We start from the raw sequence: 20,963 nt of genomic DNA on the forward strand, positions 1-20,963 counted from the left end.
GAAGTCCTCCTTCGCGGCTTTCCGGGGCAGCGTCGCCCGTAGGCCGGTTGCGCGGAAGCTTCGCGGCCGGCTGTTTCACCCAGGGTCCCGGGCGGGTTTCCGTTTCGTGACCAGTTGTTTCGTACGTGTCACGAACTCCGCACAGTAGGCGGCATGGACGGTGGTGGATCGCCCAGGTGGCGGAGGTCGATGGCTGACCGGTCAGAGGCATCGACCGGTCCGCTCGACGGGACCGCCGAACATCGACCGGTCGACGCTCAGCGGAGGGCGTCCTCCAGGGTGTGCCGCTCGTAGTCGAGCAGCCGCAGATCGCGCATCGGTCGGCGCAGGTGGCCCTTGTGCACGATCCGGACGAACGCCGGCTCACCCGCGGCGGCCATCCGGCGGATCCCCTCGACGTGGTCCACGATCCGTTTGCGGATGGTCCGGATCAGCCGGTGCCGGTCCCGAGGGATCAGCCCGTACGCGTCGGCGAACAGCCGGAGTCGGCGCGGCCGGTCCGGGTGTTTCCAGCCGAGCGTGATCGAGTCCCGGTCCGCGAAGATCGGCACCCAGGTCCAGGCCGCGTACGCCACGTCGTAGATCCGGGCGCCGGGCGAGGCGAGGTCGAAGTCGATCAGCCCGAGGGTGCCGTCCGGACGCCAGATCACGTTGTGCGGCGCGGCGTCGTGGTGGCAGATCACCTCGGTGTCCGGTGGTGGGGGCCCGAACGAGCGCCAGACCGCCCCCTGCGGTGGGGTGAAGCCGTACTGCGCGTCGTGGAACATCCGCAGCATGGTGGCGACGGTGACCAGGGCCTCGTCGGTGACCCAGTGCGGGGCGAGCGGGTATTCCCCGCACTCCCCCTCCAGGTACGACAGCACCTCACGGTTGCGCTCGTCCATCCCGAGCGCCCGGGGCGCACCGGTGAACCCCACGTACTCCAGGTGGCGCAGCAGCGCGTGCACGGACGGGGTCCACGGCCCGGCGTTGCGCCGGACCGTGTCGCCCACGCGGACAACGGTGCTCACGTTGCCGCCGTGCAGCGGGATCTCCTGCGAAGTCACGTACGGTCTCCCGAGGCGCTGTGAAGGATGGCCGGGGTCCCGCCAGCCCGCGTACGCGCGATCGTCAGTGGTCACCCGAGACTACGCGTCCCGTCCGGTGGCCTCGGTCCCCAGCAGCGCGTCAACGAACTGCGCCGGGTCGAACGGGGCCAGGTCGTCCTTGCCTTCGCCGAGGCCGACCAGCTTCACGGGGATGCCGAGCTTGCGCTGTACGGCGATCACGATGCCGCCCTTGGCGGTGCCGTCGAGCTTGGTCAACACCACGCCGGTCACGTTGACCACCTCGGTGAAGACCCGGGCCTGTTCCAGGCCGTTCTGCCCGGTGGTGGCGTCCAGGATGAGCAGGGTCTCGTCGATCGGGCCCTGCTTCTCCACCACGCGCTTGACCTTGCCCAGCTCGTCCATCAGGCCGACCTTGTTCTGCAGGCGACCGGCGGTGTCGATGAGCACGGTGTCCACGCCGGTGTCGATGCCGCGCTTGACGGCGTCGAAGGCGACGCTGGCCGGGTCGGCGGCCTCGGGCCCCCGGACGGTCTCCGCACCGACGCGCGAGCCCCAGGTCTCCAACTGGTCGGCGGCGGCGGCCCGGAAGGTGTCCGCCGCGCCGAGCAGCACGCTGCGACCGTCGGCGACCAGCACCCGGGCGATCTTGCCGCAGGTGGTGGTCTTGCCGGCGCCGTTGACGCCGACGACCAGGAGCACGGCCGGCACGCCGTCCTTCGGGGCGGTCCGCAACGAGCGGTCCAGGCTCGGGTCGAGCGCGTTGACCAACTCCGCGGCGAGCAGTGCCCGCAGCTCGGAGGCCGAGCGGGTGCCGAGCACCCGGGTGCGCTCGCGGAGCCGGTCGACGATGTCCCGGGTGGCGTCGACGCCGACGTCGGCGGTGATCAGGCTGTCCTCGATCTCCTCCCAGACGTCCTCGTCGAGGTGGTCGCGGGCGAGCAGACCGAGCAGGCCCTTACCGAACACGTTCTGTGAGCGGGACAGCCGGGAGCGGAGCCGGACCAGCCGCCCGGCGGTCGGCTCGGGAACCTCCACCTGCGGTTCGAGCACCGGCGGCGGCTCGACCAGGACGCCGGTGGACAGATCGGACTCCGGTGCCTCGACCGGCGGGCCGGCGAGATCCTCCTCGGCCCTGGTGTCGACCTCGGTGCGCGGCAGCGGGGGCTCGGGCCGTCGCCGCAGACGCGGCACGACCAGCCCCACTGTGCCGACGATCAGCACACCGAGCAGGACCAGAGCGAGGACGAGATATTCGGCCATGCCGGAATCCTGTCAGATGCGGGCGGCGGCGTCCCAGCCACCGCACCCCGGGCGGTGCCCGGAGTCTCAGCCACCGCACCCCGGGCGGTGCCCGGAGTCTCAGCCACCGCACCGGGTCGGTGCCCGGAACCGGCGGTAGGCTCGGCCGCATGCCCGCCGCACACCTCCTCATCGGCCCACTCCTGAGGCGAGTGGTGGACACCCGGGCGACGATCTGGGTGGAGACGGCGGCGCCCGCCGTGGTCACCGTCCGCACCGCCGATGGCGCCACCGGCACCGCGCCCACCTTCTCGGCGTACGACCACCACTACGCCCTCGTGGTGGTGGAGGGGCTCATCCCGGACAGCGAGACCACCTACGAGGTGCTGGTCGACGACGAGATCGTCTGGCCGGTGCCGAACAACGGCTTCCCGCCGAGCGTGATCCGCACCCGGGCCGTCGACGACCGGGACCAACCGGTCAACCTGATCTTCGGCTCGTGCCGGGAGACCACCCAGCACGCCACCACCCGCAAGTTGCCACCGGACGCGCTCGACGCGTACGCCCGGCGGACGATGGCGGACCCGGAGTCGAATCCGCTGCCCGACCTGCTGGTGCTGCTCGGTGACCAGGTCTACGCCGATGTCACCTCACCCACGGTGCGCCGGCTGCTGCGTCGACGGCGGCGGCGGCCGAAGGGCGCTCCGGCCGACCAGGTGGTGAGCTTCGACGAGTACACCAAGCTCTACCTGGAGTCCTGGCGTGATCCGGAGATCCGCTGGCTGCTCTCCACCGTGCCGACCGTGATGATCTTCGACGACCACGAGATCATCGACGACTGGAACACCTCGGCGGCGTGGCGCGCCGAGGTCCGCGAGCAGCCGTGGTGGCAGGAGCGGATCGGCAGCGGGCTCGCCTCGTACTGGGTCTACCAGCACCTGGGCAACCTCTCCCCGGACGAGATCGCCGCCGACCCGGTCTTCGCCAAGGTCGCCACCGCGGAGGACGCCACCAGCGTGCTGCGCGAGTTCGGCCACCGGGTGGATCAGGAGTCCGACCTGGCGCACGACACCGAGCGCTGGCGCGCCGTGCAATATCAGTGGAGCTACGCCCTGGACCTCGGCCGGACCCGGCTGGTCATGCTGGACAACAGGTGCAGCCGGGTGCTCGAGTCGGGCAGCCGGGCGATGCTGCCGCCGGGCGAGTGGTCCTGGTTCCTCGACCAGGCGCACGGGGTCTACGACCACCTGGTGGTGGGCGCCTCGCTGCCCTGGCTGTTGCCACAGGGCATCCACCACATCGAGGCGTGGAACGAGAAACTGGCGGATTCGCGCCGGCCGTGGGTGGCGCGCGGGGCGGAGAAGCTCCGTCGCGCCCTGGACCTGGAGCACTGGGCCGCGTTCCGGCGTTCCTTCGAGGCACTCGCGGAGACGTTCGCCCGCATCGGCACCGGCACCCCGCGGCAGTCCGGCGCGCGGGTCGGGGCCGGTCCGGCGTACGCCCCGCCGGCGTCGATCAGCGTGCTCTCCGGTGACGTGCACCACTCGTACGTGGCGCGGGCCCGGTTCGCCGACCCCGAGGTCGTCACTCCGGTGCACCAGCTCACCTGCTCACCGATCCACAACCAGGTGCCGGCGGGCATCCGTCCGCTCATGCGGCTGGGCTGGTCACCCGGTCCGGCCGGGGCCACCCGGGCGCTGGCCCGCTCGGCGGGTGTGCGGCGGCCGGGGGTGCGCTGGCGCAAGCTGGCCGGCCCGTACTTCGGTAACGCGGTCGCCACCCTGACCCACCAGGGCCGCGGGGCCGACGTGGTGATCGAGGGCACCACGAAGGACGGGCACCTACGCCCGGTGATGCGCCGCCGACTCTCCGGCGACGGCGAGCCGTCCGCGCCGTAGTCTCTACGCCGTGGATGAGCACCTGCCGGAGCCGATCCGGGCGGTCGAGCACGAACTGACCGCGCTGCTGCGTCGTGGCCGGGCGGTCTCCTGGGAGATCGCCCGGGAGGTGCACCCGAACCTGGAGCCGAACACGTACGGCCTGTTGCTCTGGTTGCGGCGGAGTGGGTCGATCCGGTTGACCGAGTTGGCGGCGCGACTGGGCGTGGGCAAGGGGACGCTGAGCCGGCAGATCAACGCGTTGGAGGTCCTCGGGCTGGTTCACCGCGACCCCGATCCGAGTGACCGGCGGGCCGCGCAGATCAGCCTCACCGAGGAGGGGCAGCACCGGTTCGACGTCGCCCGCGCGGCACGGTTGGGCGAGTTTCTGCGCGCCCTGGACGGCTGGCCGGAGCGGGACGTCGAGGAGTTCGCCCGGCTGTTGGGCCGGTTCAACGACTCCTGGCAGTAGGGCCCCCGCGCCGGGGAATAGCCGGCCCGCCCGACAAGTTGTTGCTTCAGGCAACCAAGCCTTACGGTTGCCTCAGGCAACTCTCAGGCGGCCCGTGCGTACCAGCCCCGCCGTTCCACCTCGACTCCGCTCGGAGGCAACAACGATGAGCCAGGCGACAGTGCCGATCCAGGCGCCCGCCGTCAACATGACCCACCGGCAGATCCTGGAGGCACTCTCCGGCCTGCTGCTGGGCATGTTCGTCGCGATCCTCTCCTCCACGGTCGTCTCGAACGCACTGCCACGGATCATCACCGAGCTGCACGGCGGCCAGTCCGCGTACACCTGGGTGGTCACCTCGGCTCTGCTCGCGACCACCGCGACCACCCCCATCTGGGGCAAACTCGCCGACCTGACCAGCAAGAAGACCCTGGTCCAGCTCTCCCTGGCGATCTACGTGCTCGGCTCGGTGCTGGCCGGCCTCGCCCAGGGCACCAGTGAGCTGATCGCCTGCCGGGTGCTCCAGGGCATCGGCGCCGGCGGTCTCACCGCGCTGGCCCAGGTGATCATGGCCACGATGATCGCGCCGCGCGAGCGGGGCCGCTACAGCGGCTACCTCGGCGCCGTGATGGCCGTCGGCACCATCGGCGGCCCGCTGATCGGTGGCGTGATCGTCGACACCTCGTGGCTCGGCTGGCGCTGGTGCTTCTACGTGGGCGTGCCGTTCGCCATCGCCGCGCTGGTCGTGCTGCAGAAGACCCTGCACCTGCCGGTGGTCAAGCGCAAGGCGCAGATCGACTGGTGGGGCGCCACCATGATCACCGCGGCTGTCTCGCTGCTGCTCATCTGGGTCTCCCTCGCCGGCGACCAGTTCGCCTGGGCGTCCTGGCAGACCGTCGCCATGGTGCTCGGCGCCCTGGTGCTCGGCGCGGTTGCCGTCCGGGTCGAGACCCGGGCCGCCGAGCCGATGATCCCGCCGCGGCTGTTCCGCAACCGCACCATCACCCTCGCCGTCGTCGCCAGCATCGCGGTCGGCGTGGGCATGTTCGGCGCGTCGATCTTCCTGGGCCAGTACTTTCAGATCAGCCGGGGTCAGAGCCCGACCATGTCCGGTCTGATGACCCTGCCGATGATCCTCGGCCTGCTCGTCGCCTCGACCGTGGGCGGGCGGATCATCACCAAGACCGGTCGTTGGAAGCGCTTCCTGGTGCTCGGCTCGACGCTGCTCACCGTCGGCTTCGCGCTCATGGGCACGCTCCGCGCGGACACCAGCTTCACAGTGCTCAGCGTCTACATGGTGCTGATCGGCGTCGGCCTGGGCCTGACCATGCAGAACCTGGTCCTCGCCGTGCAGAACACCGTCGGCCCGCACGAGCTCGGCGCGGCCAGCTCGGTGGTCGCGTTCTTCCGCAGCCTGGGCGGCGCGATCGGTGTGTCCGCCCTGGGCGCGGTGTTGGCCCACAAGGTCAAGGACTACACCGCCGACGGGCTGGCCCAGCTCGGCATCCCCGCGTCCAGCTCGGGCAGCGGCGGTGCCCTGCCCGACGTGCACACCCTGCCCGGCCCGCTGCGCGCCGTGGTGGAGAGCGCGTACGGCCACGGCGCCGGTGACATCTTCCTCACCGCCGCGCCCTTCGCGCTGATCGCGCTGATCGCGGTGATCTTCATCAAGGAGGTGCCGCTGCGCCAGCACAACAGCAACCCGGTTTCCGACGAGGTCGAGCGGGAATCGACTCTCGCCGCCGGCGCCGGAGCAGCCGTGGTCCGTACCGGCGAGCAGAGGTGAGGTAGGACCATGGGCGTGGGAGCACCGGACCGCGAGGAGTACGGCCCCCGGACCCGTCCGCTGCCCTTCGAGCGCGGCACGGACGGGCCCCGGGTGATCATGGTGGGGGTCGACGGCACCCGTACCTCCGAGCGGGCCGGCGCCTACGCGGCGGGCCTGGCCCGCCGGCAGGGCGCCGCCCTGGTGGTGGTCTTCGTCAGCTCGGCCAGCGGGCTGACCGCCCTGGTGCCCGGAATGGACGCGGGCGCGGTCCAGCGCACCCACGACGAGTTGGCCGACGAGCTGCGTCGCGAGTGCCGGCGCGGGGCCGAGCAGTGGGGCATTCCGGTGACCCTGCTGGTCCGGCGCGGCGACGCGTACGGCGAGCTGTGCGCCGCCGCCGACGAGTTCCACGCCGACATGCTGGTGGTGGGCGCCTCCGAGCAGGCCGGTCACCGGTTGGTCGGCTCGGTCGCCACCCGGCTGGTCCGCGCCGGCCGCTGGCCCGTCGTCGTGGTGCCCTGATAACCCGTCGCGGCGGGACCGGGGTGCCCGGCAGGATGCGCGGCATGACCTGGACCGCACCGGAGATCACCCGAACCCCCGAACCGTACGTCGGCGACGAGCGCACCATGCTCGAAGGCTGGCTCGACTACCACCGCCAGACCCTGCTGCTGAAGTGCGCCGGCCTGACCGCCGAGCAGCTGAAGACGCCGAGCGTGGAACCGTCCGGGCTGACGCTGCTCGGCCTGGTCCGGCACCTGGCCGAGGTCGAGACCTGGTGGTTCCGCGAGAACTTCGCCGGTGCGCTGGCCGACTACCCGTACTTCACCCCGCAGACGCCGGACGCCGACCTCGACGTCAGCTCCGCCGACGCCGAGGCCGACTTCGCCACCTTCCACCGGGAGGTGGCGCTGGCCCGCGAGGCCGCCGCCGGCCACTCGCTCGACGAGACGTTCACCGAGGTGGGCGCGAAGAAACGCACCTTCAACCTGCGCTGGGTGTACGTGCACATGATCGAGGAGTACGCCCGGCACAACGGTCACGCCGATCTGATCCGCGAACGCATCGACGGCGTCACCGGCGAGTGAGCAGCGCTCAGTAGTCCAGGGCCGCCCGCAGGTACCGCAGGTCGGCGTGGCCGCCCCAGCGGTGCGCGGACAGCCCGGCCGACCGGGCACCCCGCACGGCCCAGTCCTCGTCGTCGACGAAGAGGACCCGGGCCGGCGGGGTGGTCAGGGCCACGCAGGCGGCCTGGAAGTATTCCGGTGCGGGCTTGTGCACCCCGAGCGTCGACGAGTTGACCACCACGTCCACCTCGCCGACCAGGCCGAGGGCGGCCAGGTCGGCGTCGAGCAGGTCGGTGGCGTTGGTGGCCAGGCCGACCCGGATCCCGGCGGCGCGCACCTCGCGGACGAAGTCGAGCACCTCGGTGTCCACCTCGCCGCGGTAGCGCTGCCACTGCTCCACCGCCGCGCGGGCCCGGTCCGGCCCACCGGCCGGCTCGGCGAGCGCGTCCGCCACGCTGCTGACCCACTCGGCGTGGCTGACCTGGCCGGTGAGCACCGGCTGGAGCCGTCCCCACTGCATGGCGATCTCCAGGAGCACCCCGTCCGCGAGGCCGTACTCCCGCTCCACCCCGGCGGCGACCGCGGGGTCGAACCGGCGCAGTACGCCGTCCAGATCCAGCAGGAGCGCCGTCGCGCGTTCCCGAGCCACTACCCGTTCTCCTCGCCGCGGCCGTGCCGCTGGTCGTCCTCGTCGGCCCGGTTGAGCCGTTGGCTGATCACCTGAGTGACCCCGCTGCGCATGGTCACGCCGTAGAGCGCGTCGGCGATCTCCATCGTCCGCTTCTGGTGCGTGATGACGATCAGCTGACTCTTCTCCCGCAACTGTGCCAGCAACGTGATCAGCCGGCCCAGGTTCACGTCGTCCAGGGCCGCCTCCACCTCGTCCATGATGTAGAACGGACTGGGCCGGGCACGGAAGATCGCCACCAGCATGGCCACCGCGGTCAGCGACCGTTCGCCACCGGAGAGCAGCGACAGCCGCTTGATCTTCTTGCCCGGCGGGCGGGCCTCCACCTCGACGCCGGTGGTGAGCAGGTCGTCCGGTTCGGTGAGGATCAGCCGCCCCTCGCCGCCGGGGAAGAGCACGGTGAACACCTGCTCGAACTCCCGCGCGGTGTCCTCGAAGGCGCTGGCGAAGACCTCCAGGATCCGCTCGTCCACGTCCTTGACCACGGTGAGCAGGTCCCGACGGGTGGCCTTGAGGTCCTCCAACTGCTCGGAGAGGAACTTGAACCGCTCCTCGAGCGCGGCGAACTCCTCCAGCGCGAGCGGGTTGACCTTGCCGAGCAGGGCCAGTTCGCGTTCGGCCTTCGCGGCCCGCTTCTCCTGCACCGGCCGCTCGTAGCGCACCGGCTCGGGCACCGGCAGGCCGTCACGTTCGGCCGCCGCGACGTCGACCTGGGTGGGCGGAACGGGCTGGGCGGGGCCGTACTCGGCGACCAGCGTCTCCACGTCCAGTCCGAAGTCCTCGGCGGCCTTCGCCTCCAACTGCTCGATGCGCAGCCGCTGCTCGGCCCGGGCCACCTCGTCCCGGTGCACCTGGCTGGTCAGCCGCTCCAGCTCGGCACCGAGCCGCTTGGCCGCCCCGCGTACCTCCTGGAGCTCCGCCTCCCGCGCGGCGCGCTCCAGGGCGACCGCGTCGCGGTGCTCCTCGGCCGTCGCGATCGAGGTGGATAGCCGGGTCAGCGCCTCCCGGGCGCCACCGGCGACGGACCGGGCGATGCCCGCACCCCGGGCGCGGGCGGCCCGCCGGGCCGCCGCGCGCTCCCGGGCCGCCCGCTCCGCGGTGGCCTGCCGGGCGAGCGAGTCGGCCCGGCCGGCGATCGAGGAGACCCGCTCCTCGGCGGTACGCACGGCGAGCCGGACCTCCATCTCGTTCTGCCGGGCCTGCGGCACCATGGCGGCGAGTTGGTCCCGTTCCTCGGTGGACGGCTCGGCGTCGACCGGGGTCTCCTCGGCCAGCCGCAGCCGCTCCTCCAGCTCCGCGAGCGCGGTGAGGTCCCGCTGCCGGGCGGCCTCGGCCCGGGAGCGGGACTCGCCGAGCCGGTCGGTCTCGGCCTTCGCGGACCGGGCCGCCGCGCCCAGCTCGGCCAGCCGGCGAGCGGCGGCGTTGCGGTGGCTCTCCGCCTCGCGCTTCTCGGCGGCGGCGTGCTGTACGGCCTCCTTGGCGGCGGCCACCTCGGCACGCGCCTCGACCAACTGATCACGCAGCTCCAGGCCAGCGCGTTCGGCGGTGAGCCGGTTGGCGCGGGCCTCCTCGACGGCGGCCTGCACCTCGATGTAACTGGGCGCCTTGGCCGACCCGCCGGCCGCGGCGTACGCCCCGACCACGTCACCGTCCGGGGTGACCGCCCGCAGCTCGGGGTTGCTGGCAACCAACTCCGCCGCGGCGGCGAGATCGTCGACGAGTGCCACGTCGCGCAGGGCCCGGTGTACCGCCGGACGCAGCTCGGCGTCGCACTCCACCAGATCGGGGGCCCACCGGGCGTCGTCGGGCAGTTTCGGGCGCAGCGCGTCGGCGGTGCCGGTCATGCCGGGGCCTGCCGGGCTGCCGACCAGCAGGCCGGCCCGGCCGGCGTCGGAGATCTTCAGCAGCCGCATCGCCTCGACGGCCTCGTCCACCCCGGTGACGGCGACCGCGTCGGCGAGGCCACCGAGCGCGGCGGCCAGCGCGGCCTCGTGACCCGGCGCGACGGTGAGCAGGCCGGCGAGGCTGCCGAGCAGGCCGGGCACGTCTCCCGCGCGGGCGAGCAGCGCCCCGGCGCCGTCCTTGCGCCGCAGCCCCAGGGCGAGCGCCTCCTCGCGGGCCTTCCAGGTGGCGGCGTCCTTCTCCGCCGCCCGCTCGGCGTCGGCGAGCGATCGAACGCTGGCCTGGGCCCGCTCCTGCACGGCGACCGCCTCGGCGTGCCGGGCGTCCAGGTCGGCGTTGTCCCGGTCGGCCTCGGTCGACTGGGCAGCGACCGCGTCCAGGTCGGCCTGCGCCTGCTCGGCGCGGCCCAGCGCGTCGGCGTGCGCGATCGCGAGCCGTTCGATCTCCTCGCCGGCGCTGGTGGTCCGGGCCCGAGCGGAGTTGACCTGACCGGTGAGCCGGGCCATCCCCTCCCGCCGGTCGGCGATGGCCTTGGCCGCGGCGACCAGCTCCCGCTCGGCGGCGGCGAGCTGACGCTCCAGCTCCTGACGGTGCTCGACCGCCTCGGCCAGCCGGATCTGGTCGTCGGTGAGCGCCCCGCGCAGCTCCTCCTCCTGCTCACGGACGCGTTCCGCCTCGGCCTCCAGCTGGTCCGGGTCGCGGCCCGGCCGTTCGTCGTCGCCGGTGGCGCTGAGGTGCCGCAGCCGCTCCCGGGCCAACTGCTCGATCGAGCGGAAGCGTTCCTGTAGGGCGGAGAGCTTGTACCAGGTGTCCTGGGCGGCGGCGAGCAGCGGAGCGTCCTCCGCGAGGGCGGCCTCCAACTCACCGAGCCGGCCCTGCACCTCGGCGTGCTCGCCCTCGATCTGTTCGCGCCGTTCACGCAGCGCGGTCTCGTCGGCGATCTCCCGGTCCAGGGTGGTCCGCAGCGTGGCCAGGTCGTCGGCGAGCAGGCGCAGTCGGGCGTCACGCAGGTTGGCCTGGATGGCGGCGGCACGGCGGGCCACCTCCGCCTGCCGACCCAGCGGCTTGAGCTGGCGGCGCAGCTCGGCCGTGAGGTCGGTGAGCCGGTTGAGGTTGGTCTGCATCGCGTCGAGCTTGCGCAGCGCCTTTTCCTTGCGCTTGCGGTGCTTGAGGACGCCGGCCGCCTCCTCGATGAACGCCCGACGGTCCTCCGGCTTGGCGTGCAGCATGCCGTCGAGCCGGCCCTGCCCGACGATGATGTGCATCTCCCGGCCGATGCCGGAGTCGGACAGCAGCTCCTGGATGTCGAGCAACCGACAGGAGTTGCCGTTGATCTCGTACTCGCTCTCACCGGAGCGGAACATCCGGCGGGTGATGGAGACCTCGGTGTACTCGATCGGCAGCGCGCCGTCGGTGTTGTCGATGGTGAGAGTGACCTCGGCGCGACCCAACGGCGCCCGGCCGGCGGTGCCGGCGAAGATGACGTCCTCCATCTTGCCGCCACGGAGGGCCTTGGCGCCCTGCTCGCCGAGGACCCAGGCGATGGCGTCGACGACGTTGGACTTGCCCGAGCCGTTCGGGCCCACCACACAGGTGATCCCGGGCTCCAGCTTCAACGTCGTGGCGGAGGCGAAGGACTTGAACCCCTTCACCGTCAGGCTCTTGAGATACACCTACTCGATCCTCGTCCGGTGGCCGCCGTACCGTCGCCGGCTGTGGGGACCTGGGTGAACTCGCAGACTAACCCGGCGGTGGGAGCGGGCCGGCACGCGACCCGCCCCGCGTCGGGTCGCGCGAGGGCGCGGTGTTGTTCCGTTGGCCACCAGAAAGGCAAGCGCCTTTCATGATCGGCTTATCCGTCGGCGCTCTTTCGAAACTGCGCGGCGGGCTTACCGGGCGCGACCCATTACAAGATCATGAATCGTCGGCGTCGAAAGGTGCCGGACAGTGTTACGCGCCGGCACAGAGGTGTCGGCGCGCATTTTCGCGGTGGTGCGATTCAGTTTTTACGACCTGGAGATCAGGTCAGCGCCGGCTCGGCCAGACGGAGCAGATCGTCCGCCTCCGCCGCAGCCGCCGCGAGCCGATCATTGTCGGCACGCAGACGCGTGATCTCGAACTCCAGTGCCTGAACCCTGGCACGCAGCCGGGTGACCTCGTCGAGCAGACGCCGGTCGGGCGCTGCACCTACGTGGCCGTAGAGGGCCTTCGCCATGCTGACTCCTTGATATGCGCTGCCGGAAAGGCCGGCCAACGCGCGCCCATTTGTACGCGGCTGTCATTCCAGGCTGTATCTGGGCATGACCGGGCGCGACTGGCGACACCTATATATTGAGCCGCAAACCCCTCCTTCGTCAAGTTCTCGCAGGCCGTAGATCATCTCCACGTCGACCTGTCCACTTGTCGGGGGGCTGCCTACAAGGCACGGACACGCTCTGTCCGGACGCCTTTACTGTACGCCCGGATCCGCGGAAGTCCGCCCCCTGGCGTCCGACTTCCCCTTAACTCTTTCTTAGCCACGTTGCCGCAGGTCGCGGGCGCGCCGTAGCGTCACCCCGGCCCACAACCGACCCCTGGAGGCATAGGCGTGCACGGCTGGACCGATCCGATGGACCCGAACGGCGCCCCCCGGCGCGCCGAGCGGCCGACCGACGAGCCGGCCTGGCTGCACGACCGCCCGGAGCCCCGCTCGGCCTACCTGTTCGGTGACGAGCCCGGCCAGACGGGCGACGAGTGGCACCGGGAGCACGCCGACGACCACCGGCAGCCGGAGCCGACGGCCGACCCGTACGCCGCCGCCTGGCCGGCGGGTGCGACCGACCACTGGGGCACCAACGGCCCGGCCCGGGACGCCTCCGCCGACTGGCACACCGACACCGACCCGCAGACCACCGACGGCTGGCGCGGTGCCGGCGCGACCGGACGGCCCGGCGGGGGGCGGCACCGCTCCCCACGCCGCTGGCGCAAGCCGCTGATGATCGGAGGTGCCGCCGCTGCCGCCACGCTCGTGGTGAGCGTCGGCGTCGGTGCGCTCGCGCTTCCCGGCGGTGACGACGGGGCCGCCCAGCCGACCGCCGTCGACGACACGTACGCGGCGTCGGCGGCGCCGACCGAGGAACCGGCCCTGGACACCCTCGCCGCGCCGTCGCCGTCCAGCACACCCAGCCCGACGTCCCCGAGCCCGTCGCCGAGCAGGGTCGTCAAACCCACGCCGACGGCGGCACGGACCACCGCCGCGTCGCGGCGCGGCGTTCAGCGCAGCACCGCGCCGAGCAGCACCGGCGGGTCCAGTGGCTCGGGCTCCGCCGGCTCCACCGGCTCCGTCAGCGCCCAGGCCCGCGAGGTGGTGGACCTGGTCAACGCCGAGCGGGCCAAGACCGGCTGCAAGGCGCTGAGCATCGACGACAAGCTGATGACGGCCGCCCAGCGGCACAGCCAGGACCAGGCCGACCACCAGAACATGACGCACACCGGCAGTGACGGCAGCAACGCCGGCGTCCGGCTGGACCGCGTCGGTTACGCCTGGCGCACGTACGGTGAGAACGTGGCTTGGAACCAGCAGAACCCGGCCGCGGTGATGGACGCCTGGATGAACAGCTCCGGCCACCGGGCCAACATCCTGAACTGCGCGTTCACCGAGATCGGCGTCGGCATCGCCAGCAGCAACGGGCCGTACTGGACGCAGGTCTTCGCGGCGCCGCGCTGACCGCGCGTCGTTCCCGCCCCCGCGCTCGTTTGACCCGGTGAGGTACGTCGGGCCGGAGGGTGCGGGCCGCGTACCGGTGAGGGCGGCGACGGGCCGCCCGGAACCCGGGAGCTGCCGATGCGGATCCGGCCGCGGCGACGCGCCACCGTACGCACACTGCGCCGCGTCCTGTCGGCCGGCGTCGCGCTCGCCCTGGTGGTGCCGGCGTACGGGTGCCGACCCGCGCTGACCCCGCCCGGCGCGCCCACCGCGTGGCCAGCCGCACAGGCCCGGCACTGGCAGTGGCAGTGGCAGCTCACCGGCCCGCTCGACCCGGCGGTCGACGCGACCGTCTTCCTGCTCGACCCGGTGGCCACCACCACCGCGCAGACCGCCGAGCTGCGCTCCCGGGACCGCCGGTTGATCTGTCAGGTGCACGTGGGTTCGGTCCGCTCCGCCGACCCGGACGCCAGCCGGTTCCCGGAGATCGTCCGCGGCGCGGTCGGCCGTCGACCCGACAGCCGGTGGCTGGACGTGCGGAGTTGGGACGCGCTCCGACCGGTGCTGGCCGACCGGTTCCGGCTGTGCCGGGGCAAGGGCTTCGGCGCGGTGGCACTCTTCGACGCCGACGGGTACGCCGCCCGCAGCGGCTTTCCGCTCGACTTCGACGACCAGCTGCTGTTCAACCGTCGGCTGGCCGAGTTGGCCCGTTCGCTGAGCCTGTCACCCGGGCTGGTCAACGACGTGCCACAGCTCGCCGCGCTGGCACCGGACTTCGACTTCGCGGTCAACGAGGAGTGCGTCCGGCTGACCCAGTGCGCCAAGCTGCTGCCGTTCAGCGACGCCGGCAAGCCGGTCTTCCACGTGGAGTACACCGGCTCGACCGACGAGTTCTGTGTCACCACGGTCGGCTACGGCTTCGCGTCGATCCGCAAGGACCGCGAGTTGGACGCGTCCCGAGAAGCCTGCCCCCTCCCCTAAACCCACCCCACCCCACCCCGGCTGTGGTCAGGGCACCGGCACCAACTCCGGCGTGGGTGCGGGCGGATCGGCGGGGGCGGAAGCCGGGCGCGGGCGCAGGAAGCGCGGGGCCCACCAGTTGGCGTCGCCGAGCATCGTCATCAACGCCGGCAACACCACGCCTCGGATGATCGTGGCGTCCAGCAGGATCGCCGCCGCCAGGCCGATGCCGAGCTGCTTCATGTCGATCGTGCTCAGCGTCGCGAAGATCGAGAAGACCCCGACCATCACGATCGCCGCGCTGGTCACCACCCCGGCCGACGAGGTGATCCCGTACGACACGGCGTCGCGGTTGGGCATGCCGGACCGGATCCCCTCACGGATCCGACTGACCACGAAGACGTGGTAGTCCATCGAGAGGCCGAAGAGCACCACGAAGAGGAAGAGCGGCAGCCAGGACACGATCGCGCCCATCGAGGTGAAGCCGAGCAACCCCTCGGCCCACTCACCCTGGAAGACCAGCACCAGCAGGCCGTACGCGGCACCGGCGGAGAGCAGGTTCAGCACGATCGAGCTTGCCGCGATCACCACCGACCGGAACGTGAACGCCATGACCAGGAAGGTCAGCACCAGCACGAAGCCCATCACCAGCGGCAACTTGTCCCGGACGTGCTGGGCGTAGTCCTCGCTGTCGGCCACGCTGCCGCCGACCGCGTACTCGATGCCGGGGATGCCCCGCAGCTCGGCCGGGACCAGGTCCCCGCGCAACTTCTCCAACGACTGCACCGAGCGGTCGTCCCGACTGGCGTACGGGGTGGCCACCTCCAGCACCGAAACCCGCCGGTCGGCCGACACCTCGATCTTCGGACCGTCCGCCTCGGCCGCGGCGAACAGCGGATCGCCGGCGGCCCGGGTGGACAGGTCGGTGAGCGCGGCACGAACCCGGTCGGCCTGGTCGGCGGGCGCCCGGATGGCCACCACGTGATTGGTGCCGGCGCTCGGGAATGCGGCGGTGAGCCGGTCGTACGCCTGCATGGCCGGGGTCGTGCGGGGCAGGTCCTCCATGCCGGGGAACTTCAGTTTCATCCCGAGCGCCGGGGCGGCCAACGCGAGCAGCAACCCGACCGAGATGACCAGGGTCGCCACCGGCGCGCGCAGCGCGGGTCGGAGCACCGCGGGCCACAGTCGGGGTGTGCGCGGCTCACCGTGCCGGCCGGTACGCGGCGCGGTCAGTCGCCAGAGCAGCGGCACCCGGGGCCGGTCCACCCAGCGACCGAGCCGGGCCAGCAGGGCGGGTAGGACGGTCAGCGAACCGGTCACCGCGACGGCGACCACCAGGATGGAGCCGATGGCGAGGGACGAGAAGACCACGTCGCCGGCGAGCAGCAGCCCGGCCATCGAGATCATCACGGCGAAGCCGGAGACCACCACGGCGTGCCCGGAGGTCTCCGCCGCGATCTCCACCGCGTCCAGACCGGACCGGCCCCTGGCGCGTTCCTCCCGCTCCCGACGGATGTAGAACAGCGAGTAGTCGACCCCGACCGCCATGCCGATCAACAGAATCACCGGCGCCGTGGTGTCGGTGGCCGGCACCAGGTGCGAGGCGAGCGTGGACAGACCCATCGCGGCAGCCACCGACGAGAGGGCCAGCAACACCGGCACGCTCGCCGCGATCAGCGCGCCGAACGCGATGATCAGAATGGCCAGCGTGACCGGGAGACTGAGCAGCTCGGCACGCTTGAAGTCCTTGCCGAGGGTGTCGTCGAGGGCCTGCCCGATCGACGGCCCACCCACCTGCTCGACACGCAGCTCGGGGTGCGCGGCCTGCACGCCGGCGGTGGCGTCCCGCAACGGCTGCACCCGCTCCGAGGCCGTCTCCGGATCGCCCGACATGGTGATCGGCAGCAGCAGCGCCGAGCCGTCCCGCGCGGTGATCGGCTGGCCCACCTCGGCCACCCCGGTCACCGTACGCAGCCGGGCCGCCGCGTCGTCGGCCGCCGCCTTCGCCGCGGTCTGGTCCAGCGCCCCACCCCGGGAGGTGATGAGGACGTTGTCCACGGCCGGGTCGTCGAAGTCACCGGCGTCCACGATCAGGCCGGCCCGCCCCGTCTCGCCGATCGCCTGGTCGCCCCCGGTGGCCTCGTTGAGGCCGGCAGCGTTGCCGCCGACGAAGCACACCGCCACGAACACCGCCCACAGAGCGATCGCCCGCCACGGGTGCTCGGCGCTCCACCGCGCCAGCCGCACCGTCACCGGTCTCTTCGCCATCTCGGGTCCCCCTGTCACGTCAACCCCCTGTCAACGGTGCTGACGTTAGGAGCGTGACAAGGCGGTGATATCCGGGATCAGCCCCGGCCCACCCTGGAATCACCGCACCGGGGACGGGGGTCCGTCCGGCGGGCGGCGACCGGTGATCCGGGCGTACCCCGGGGGTCTGCCGGAGCGACCCGCCGCGACCCGCCGGCACCGCCCCGGAGCCGACTCCGGGTCATCCCCGAAGGGAACCCCGGGGCCGTGGCTGACAGCGCGGGCAGCTGTACGAGGATCGGTTCATGAACGCCTCGCGACGGATCGGCGCGCCGCACCGGCGGCACGGCTCGCCCTCGCGACCGTAGGCGTTGAGCGCCCGGTCGAAGTAGCCACTCTCGCCGTTGACGTTCACGTAGAGGGCGTCGAAGCTGGTGCCGCCCTCGCTGATCGCCTCGGCCAGCACGTCCCGGACGTGGCCGAGCAGGCGCTGCGCGGCCGGGCCGGTCAGCGCGTCGGTGGGTCGGCCGCCGTGCAGCCGGGCGCGCCAGAGCGCCTCGTCGGCGTAGATGTTGCCCACCCCGGAGATCAGGGTCTGGTCGAGCAGGGCACGCTTCACCTCGGTGTGCCGGCGGCGCAGCGCCGCGACGAACGCCGTGTCGGAGAACTCCGGATCCATCGGGTCGCGGGCGATGTGCGCGATCTCGTCGGGCAGCTCGGCGCCGCCCTCGCTCACCGAGAGCCCACCGAACGTGCGCTGATCGACGAAGCGCAGCTCCGGACCGTCGTCGGTGAACCGGAACCGGACCCGCAGGTGGGTCTCGTCGGTCGTGCCGGGTGGCTGGAGCAGCAGCTGACCCGACATGCCGAGGTGCCCGATGATCGCGTCGCCGCTGTCCAGTGGCAGCCACAGATACTTGCCGCGACGGCGGGCGTCCAGGACCGTCCGGCCGGCGAGCACGTCGGCGAAGTGCACGTCGCCCGGAGCGTGCCGACGGACCGCACGCGGGTGACGCACCTCGACCGAGGCGATCCGCCGGCCGACGACCCACTGGGCCAGCCCCTGCCGGACGGTCTCCACCTCGGGCAGTTCAGGCACGCCGCAACCCGGTCTCGTGGCCGTCGGCGCCGCCCGCCGGCAGCGCCTGCGCCAGGTGGTCGGCCCGCTCGGCCTGAGCGGCCCGCTCGGCGCGCTCCAGGGGCCCGAACGGCTCGTCCCGGTCGGTCGCGTCGTCCGGGTCGATCGGCTGGTCCCGGCCGGCGTCGCCGGCGCGACCATCCCGGCCGTCGTCGCCGGCGCGACCATCCCGGCCGTCGTCGCCGGCGCGACCATCCCGGCCGTCGTCGCCGGCGCGACCATCCTGGCCGGCGTCGCCGCTCTGGCCGCTCTGGCCGTTCTGCTCGGCGAGCGTCCGCCAGGCCGCCTCGGCGGCCCGCTGCTCGGCCTCCTTCTTGCTGCGCCCCTCGGCGCCGCCGTACCGGTTACCGGCCACCACCACCCAGGCGGTGAACGTCTTCAGGTGGTCCGGGCCGGTGCCCTCGATCCGGTACTCCGGCACGCCCAGCCCGAGCGCCGCCGTCAGCTCCTGGAGGCTGGTCTTCCAGTCCAGTGCGGCACCTCGACCGGCCGACTCCGCCATCAACGGATCGAAGAGCCGGTGGATGACGATCCCCGCGGTGTCCAGGCCGTACTGGAGGTAGATCGCGCCGAGCAGCGCCTCCAGCGTGTCGGCGAGGATGCTCGCCTTGTCCCGGCCACCGGTGGTCTCCTCACCCTTGCCGAGCAGCAGGTACGCACCGAGGCCGTCCGGGCCCAGACCGCGGGCCACGTCGGCGAGCGCCCGCATGTTGACCACGCTGGCGCGCAGCTTGGCCAACTGCCCCTCGGGCAGGTCCGGGTGGTTGTGGAAGAGCGCCGTGGTGATCACCACGCCGAGCACCGAGTCGCCCAGGAACTCCAGCCGCTCGTTGGTGGGCAGCCCGCCGTTCTCGTACGCGTACGACCGGTGGGTCAACGCGCGCTGGAGCAGCTCGGGTTCCAGGCTCACCCCGAAGGCGGCTTCCAGGTGATCGACGGACGCCCGCCGCCGCTTGTCGTTGCTCATGTGCGTACCTCGGTGTCGGTGGAGCGGTCGGTGCGATCCGTCGCGGCGTCGCCGTCGAGCAACGCGGTGACCAGATCGGTGGCGCGCCGCCGCCACAGGTGGGCGGCGAGAGCTATGCCGGAGGCGACGTCGTCGGCGCGGGCGGAACCGTGGCAGACGACCACCGTCCCCGCGACGCCCAGCAGGGCCGCCGCGCGGGGCGCGCCGCCCTCGGCGGGTGGGCCGCCGGCCATCGCGTACGCGCCCTCGATGGCCTTGAGCAGCACGTTACCGGTGAAGCCGTCGGTGACGACCACATCGGCGCGCGCGCCGAGGGCCACGTCGTACCCCTCGACCAGGCCGACGTAGCGCGCCCCGCCGGGCAGCGGTTCGACGGCGAGCAGGGGGTCGGTGGCCCGGCGGACCCGGTCGCCCTTACCGGCCTCGGTGCCGACCGAGAGCAGCCCGACCCGTGGCGCGGCGATCGAGTGGGCCACCGCGGCGTACGCGGCGCCGAGCACGGCGTGCCGGGCGAGGGTGGCCGGGCGGGGTTCCAGGGAGCCGCCGACGTCGAGCAGCACGACCGGCCCCGCCACGGCGGGCAGGGTGGCGGCCAGGGCGGGTTGGCGGATCTCCGGCGAGCGGCCGAGACCGAGCACGGCCGCGGTGACGGTGGCGCCGGTGGCGCCGGCGGAGACCAGGGCGTCGGCGGTGCCATCCCGGACGGCGGTGACGGCGGCCCGGACGGTGCTTTCGGCGCGGGCCGCGCTGGGATGGTCGGCCATGCCGACGACAGCGCGGACGGGCCGCACCGTGATCCGGGCACGTTGCGTCGGATCGAGGGCAGCGATCAACCCGTCGGCGACCTCGGTCGGGCCGACGAGAAGCAGATGCAGGTCAGGGTCGGCGCGCATGGCCCGCAGAGCGCCGTCAACCACGACGGCGGGAGCGTCGTCCCCGCCGAGGAGGTCAACGGCGATCCGCGCGGTGCCCGGCTCCGCCGGAACGCCGGCCGGATTGGGCCGGCCGACGTCGGAGGGAGCCGGGGCACCGGGCGAATGCCAGGATGCGCGCGCCGCCCGACCTGGGGTCGGGGGCGTCACTCGGCGTCCAGGTCAGACCTCGAGAACCTGGCGGCCGTTGTAGGTGCCGCAGACGGAGCAGGCGGCGTGCGGCAGCTTCGGGGACTTGCACTGCGGGCACGCAACGGTCGCGACCACGGTCGCCTTCCAGTTCGCCCGGCGGGACCGGGTGTTGCTGCGCGACATCTTGCGCTTCGGGACGGCCACGGTTCTTACTCCTCTGTAACGGTCAGTTGCGACAGGCCCGCCCAACGCGGGTCGATCTGCTGGTGACTGTGGTCGGCCGGCAGATCGTCCCAGTGCGCCCCGCATTCGGGGCACAGTCCTGGGCAGTCCTCCCGGCAGAGCGGGTTGGTCGGCAGCGTGAGCACCAACGCGTCCCGCAGCGCCGGCTCCAGGTCGATCAGATCGCCCTGCATCCGGCCCACCTCGTCCTCGTCGGTCGTGGCGTCCGTGGTGCTGTCCTCGTACGCGTACAGCTCCTGGATCGTCACGCCCATCGAGTCGTTGATCTCGCGCAGGCAGCGGCCGCACTCGCCCCGGACGGGACCGGTGATGGTCCCGGAGACGAGCACGCCCTCGGACACCGACTGCAACCTCAGATCGAGGTCGAGGTCTGCGCCCTCCGGCACGCCGATCAACTCCACACCGAGGTCCGCCGGTGCCGGCACGACCCGCTGGACCTCACGCAACGCGCCAGGGCGGCGCGGCAGGTCCCTCGTGTCGAGGACCAGCGGCGACCTGGGGTTGAGTGTCGATGGCGAGTGCTTGGGCATAGTTAGACTCCGGCCGGTGAGAGGCCGACAAAAAAGGTTACCTGGACGACCGCCGGACCGTCGAACCGGGGGCGACGCCCGCCTGAGA

17 protein-coding genes and 1 pseudogene are annotated in these 20,963 nt (G+C 72.5%); 7 read left to right on the top strand and 11 right to left on the bottom strand.

From position 1 onward, the window contains the following. Nucleotides 1-257: 257 nt before the first annotated feature. Together AB0J33_RS15760 and ftsY are read right to left on the bottom strand one after the other, a co-directional pair. A complete protein-coding gene (locus tag AB0J33_RS15760) occupies nucleotides 258-1,121 on the bottom strand; it encodes an aminoglycoside phosphotransferase family protein (RefSeq protein ID WP_363614024.1) in 864 nt (287 codons plus the stop codon). Nucleotides 1,122-1,127: 6 nt separating this feature from the next. Then, the gene (gene ftsY, locus AB0J33_RS15765) at nucleotides 1,128-2,309 is read right to left on the bottom strand and encodes a signal recognition particle-docking protein FtsY (RefSeq protein ID WP_363614026.1); all 1,182 of its coding nucleotides are present in this window, start codon (nucleotides 2,307-2,309) and stop codon (nucleotides 1,128-1,130) included. A 149-nt stretch (nucleotides 2,310-2,458) separates the two neighbouring features. Here ftsY and AB0J33_RS15770 point away from each other — a divergent pair, with 149 nt between their 5' ends. The 5 genes from AB0J33_RS15770 to AB0J33_RS15790 all read left to right on the top strand — a co-directional run bounded on the left by AB0J33_RS15770 (nucleotide 2,459) and on the right by AB0J33_RS15790 (nucleotide 7,472). Next, nucleotides 2,459-4,186, top strand: coding sequence for an alkaline phosphatase D family protein (locus tag AB0J33_RS15770; protein ID WP_363614028.1), 1,728 nt, complete (start codon nucleotides 2,459-2,461; stop codon nucleotides 4,184-4,186). A gap of 10 nt (nucleotides 4,187-4,196) precedes the next feature. Beyond that, nucleotides 4,197-4,637 (top strand): MarR family transcriptional regulator, encoded by a 441-nt coding sequence (locus AB0J33_RS15775; protein ID WP_225854595.1) that lies wholly within the window; start codon nucleotides 4,197-4,199, stop codon nucleotides 4,635-4,637. 145 nt (nucleotides 4,638-4,782) lie between these two features. After that, nucleotides 4,783-6,402 (top strand): MDR family MFS transporter, encoded by a 1,620-nt coding sequence (locus AB0J33_RS15780; protein WP_363614030.1) that lies wholly within the window; start codon nucleotides 4,783-4,785, stop codon nucleotides 6,400-6,402. 9 nt (nucleotides 6,403-6,411) lie between these two features. Further along, nucleotides 6,412-6,906, top strand: coding sequence for a universal stress protein (locus AB0J33_RS15785; protein WP_363614032.1), 495 nt, complete (start codon nucleotides 6,412-6,414; stop codon nucleotides 6,904-6,906). A 44-nt stretch (nucleotides 6,907-6,950) separates the two neighbouring features. After that, complete coding sequence (locus tag AB0J33_RS15790; protein WP_363614034.1) at nucleotides 6,951-7,472, top strand: DinB family protein; 522 nt, start codon at nucleotides 6,951-6,953, stop codon at nucleotides 7,470-7,472. Between the two features lie 7 nt (nucleotides 7,473-7,479). Here AB0J33_RS15790 and AB0J33_RS15795 read toward each other — a convergent pair whose 3' ends face one another. The 3 genes from AB0J33_RS15795 to AB0J33_RS15805 form a co-directional block, all read right to left on the bottom strand. Further along, nucleotides 7,480-8,100, bottom strand: a complete 621-nt coding sequence (locus AB0J33_RS15795; RefSeq protein ID WP_363614036.1) for an HAD-IA family hydrolase — start codon at nucleotides 8,098-8,100, stop codon at nucleotides 7,480-7,482. Next, nucleotides 8,100-11,714 carry a chromosome segregation protein SMC gene (gene smc / locus AB0J33_RS15800; RefSeq protein ID WP_363614038.1) on the bottom strand — a complete coding sequence of 1,205 codons (3,615 nt, stop codon included), beginning with the start codon at nucleotides 11,712-11,714 and terminating at the stop codon, nucleotides 8,100-8,102. The genes AB0J33_RS15795 and smc overlap by 1 nt, the downstream gene beginning before the upstream one ends. Nucleotides 11,715-12,061: 347 nt before the next feature. Next, on the bottom strand, nucleotides 12,062-12,256 hold the full coding sequence (locus AB0J33_RS15805) for a hypothetical protein (RefSeq protein WP_007456482.1): 195 nt from the start codon (nucleotides 12,254-12,256) through the stop codon (nucleotides 12,062-12,064). Between the two features lie 372 nt (nucleotides 12,257-12,628). Between AB0J33_RS15805 and AB0J33_RS15810 the strand changes: the two genes are divergently transcribed. Further along, nucleotides 12,629-13,747 carry a CAP domain-containing protein gene (locus AB0J33_RS15810; RefSeq protein ID WP_363614041.1) on the top strand — a complete coding sequence of 373 codons (1,119 nt, stop codon included), beginning with the start codon at nucleotides 12,629-12,631 and terminating at the stop codon, nucleotides 13,745-13,747. Between the two features lie 117 nt (nucleotides 13,748-13,864). Then, on the top strand, nucleotides 13,865-14,707 hold the full coding sequence (locus AB0J33_RS15815; RefSeq protein WP_363614043.1) for an endo alpha-1,4 polygalactosaminidase: 843 nt from the start codon (nucleotides 13,865-13,867) through the stop codon (nucleotides 14,705-14,707). Between the two features lie 27 nt (nucleotides 14,708-14,734). Here the strand turns inward: AB0J33_RS15815 and AB0J33_RS15820 are convergent, their stop codons facing one another. The 6 genes and pseudogenes from AB0J33_RS15820 to AB0J33_RS15845 form a co-directional block, all read right to left on the bottom strand. Further along, a complete protein-coding gene (locus AB0J33_RS15820) occupies nucleotides 14,735-16,954 on the bottom strand; it encodes an MMPL family transporter (RefSeq protein ID WP_363614046.1) in 2,220 nt (739 codons plus the stop codon). A gap of 220 nt (nucleotides 16,955-17,174) precedes the next feature. After that, nucleotides 17,175-18,032, bottom strand: coding sequence for a bifunctional DNA-formamidopyrimidine glycosylase/DNA-(apurinic or apyrimidinic site) lyase (mutM, locus tag AB0J33_RS15825; protein ID WP_363614049.1), 858 nt, complete (start codon nucleotides 18,030-18,032; stop codon nucleotides 17,175-17,177). A gap of 298 nt (nucleotides 18,033-18,330) precedes the next feature. Next, nucleotides 18,331-19,038: pseudogene (gene rnc, locus AB0J33_RS15830) on the bottom strand (ribonuclease III); the annotation flags it as partial. Further along, nucleotides 19,035-19,997 carry a phosphate acyltransferase PlsX gene (locus tag AB0J33_RS15835; RefSeq protein ID WP_363614617.1) on the bottom strand — a complete coding sequence of 321 codons (963 nt, stop codon included), beginning with the start codon at nucleotides 19,995-19,997 and terminating at the stop codon, nucleotides 19,035-19,037. The gene AB0J33_RS15835 and the pseudogene rnc, both read right to left, overlap by 4 nt. Before the next feature lie 135 nt (nucleotides 19,998-20,132). Next, nucleotides 20,133-20,306, bottom strand: a complete 174-nt coding sequence (gene rpmF / locus AB0J33_RS15840) for a 50S ribosomal protein L32 (RefSeq protein ID WP_030335284.1) — start codon at nucleotides 20,304-20,306, stop codon at nucleotides 20,133-20,135. A 5-nt stretch (nucleotides 20,307-20,311) separates the two neighbouring features. Next, a complete protein-coding gene (locus AB0J33_RS15845) occupies nucleotides 20,312-20,875 on the bottom strand; it encodes a YceD family protein (RefSeq protein WP_110562455.1) in 564 nt (187 codons plus the stop codon). Nucleotides 20,876-20,963 lie beyond the last annotated feature (88 nt).

Origin of the sequence: Micromonospora sp. NPDC049645, assembly GCF_040675155.1 — a bacterium.
In the GTDB taxonomy this organism is placed as follows: domain Bacteria; phylum Actinomycetota; class Actinomycetes; order Mycobacteriales; family Micromonosporaceae; genus Micromonospora.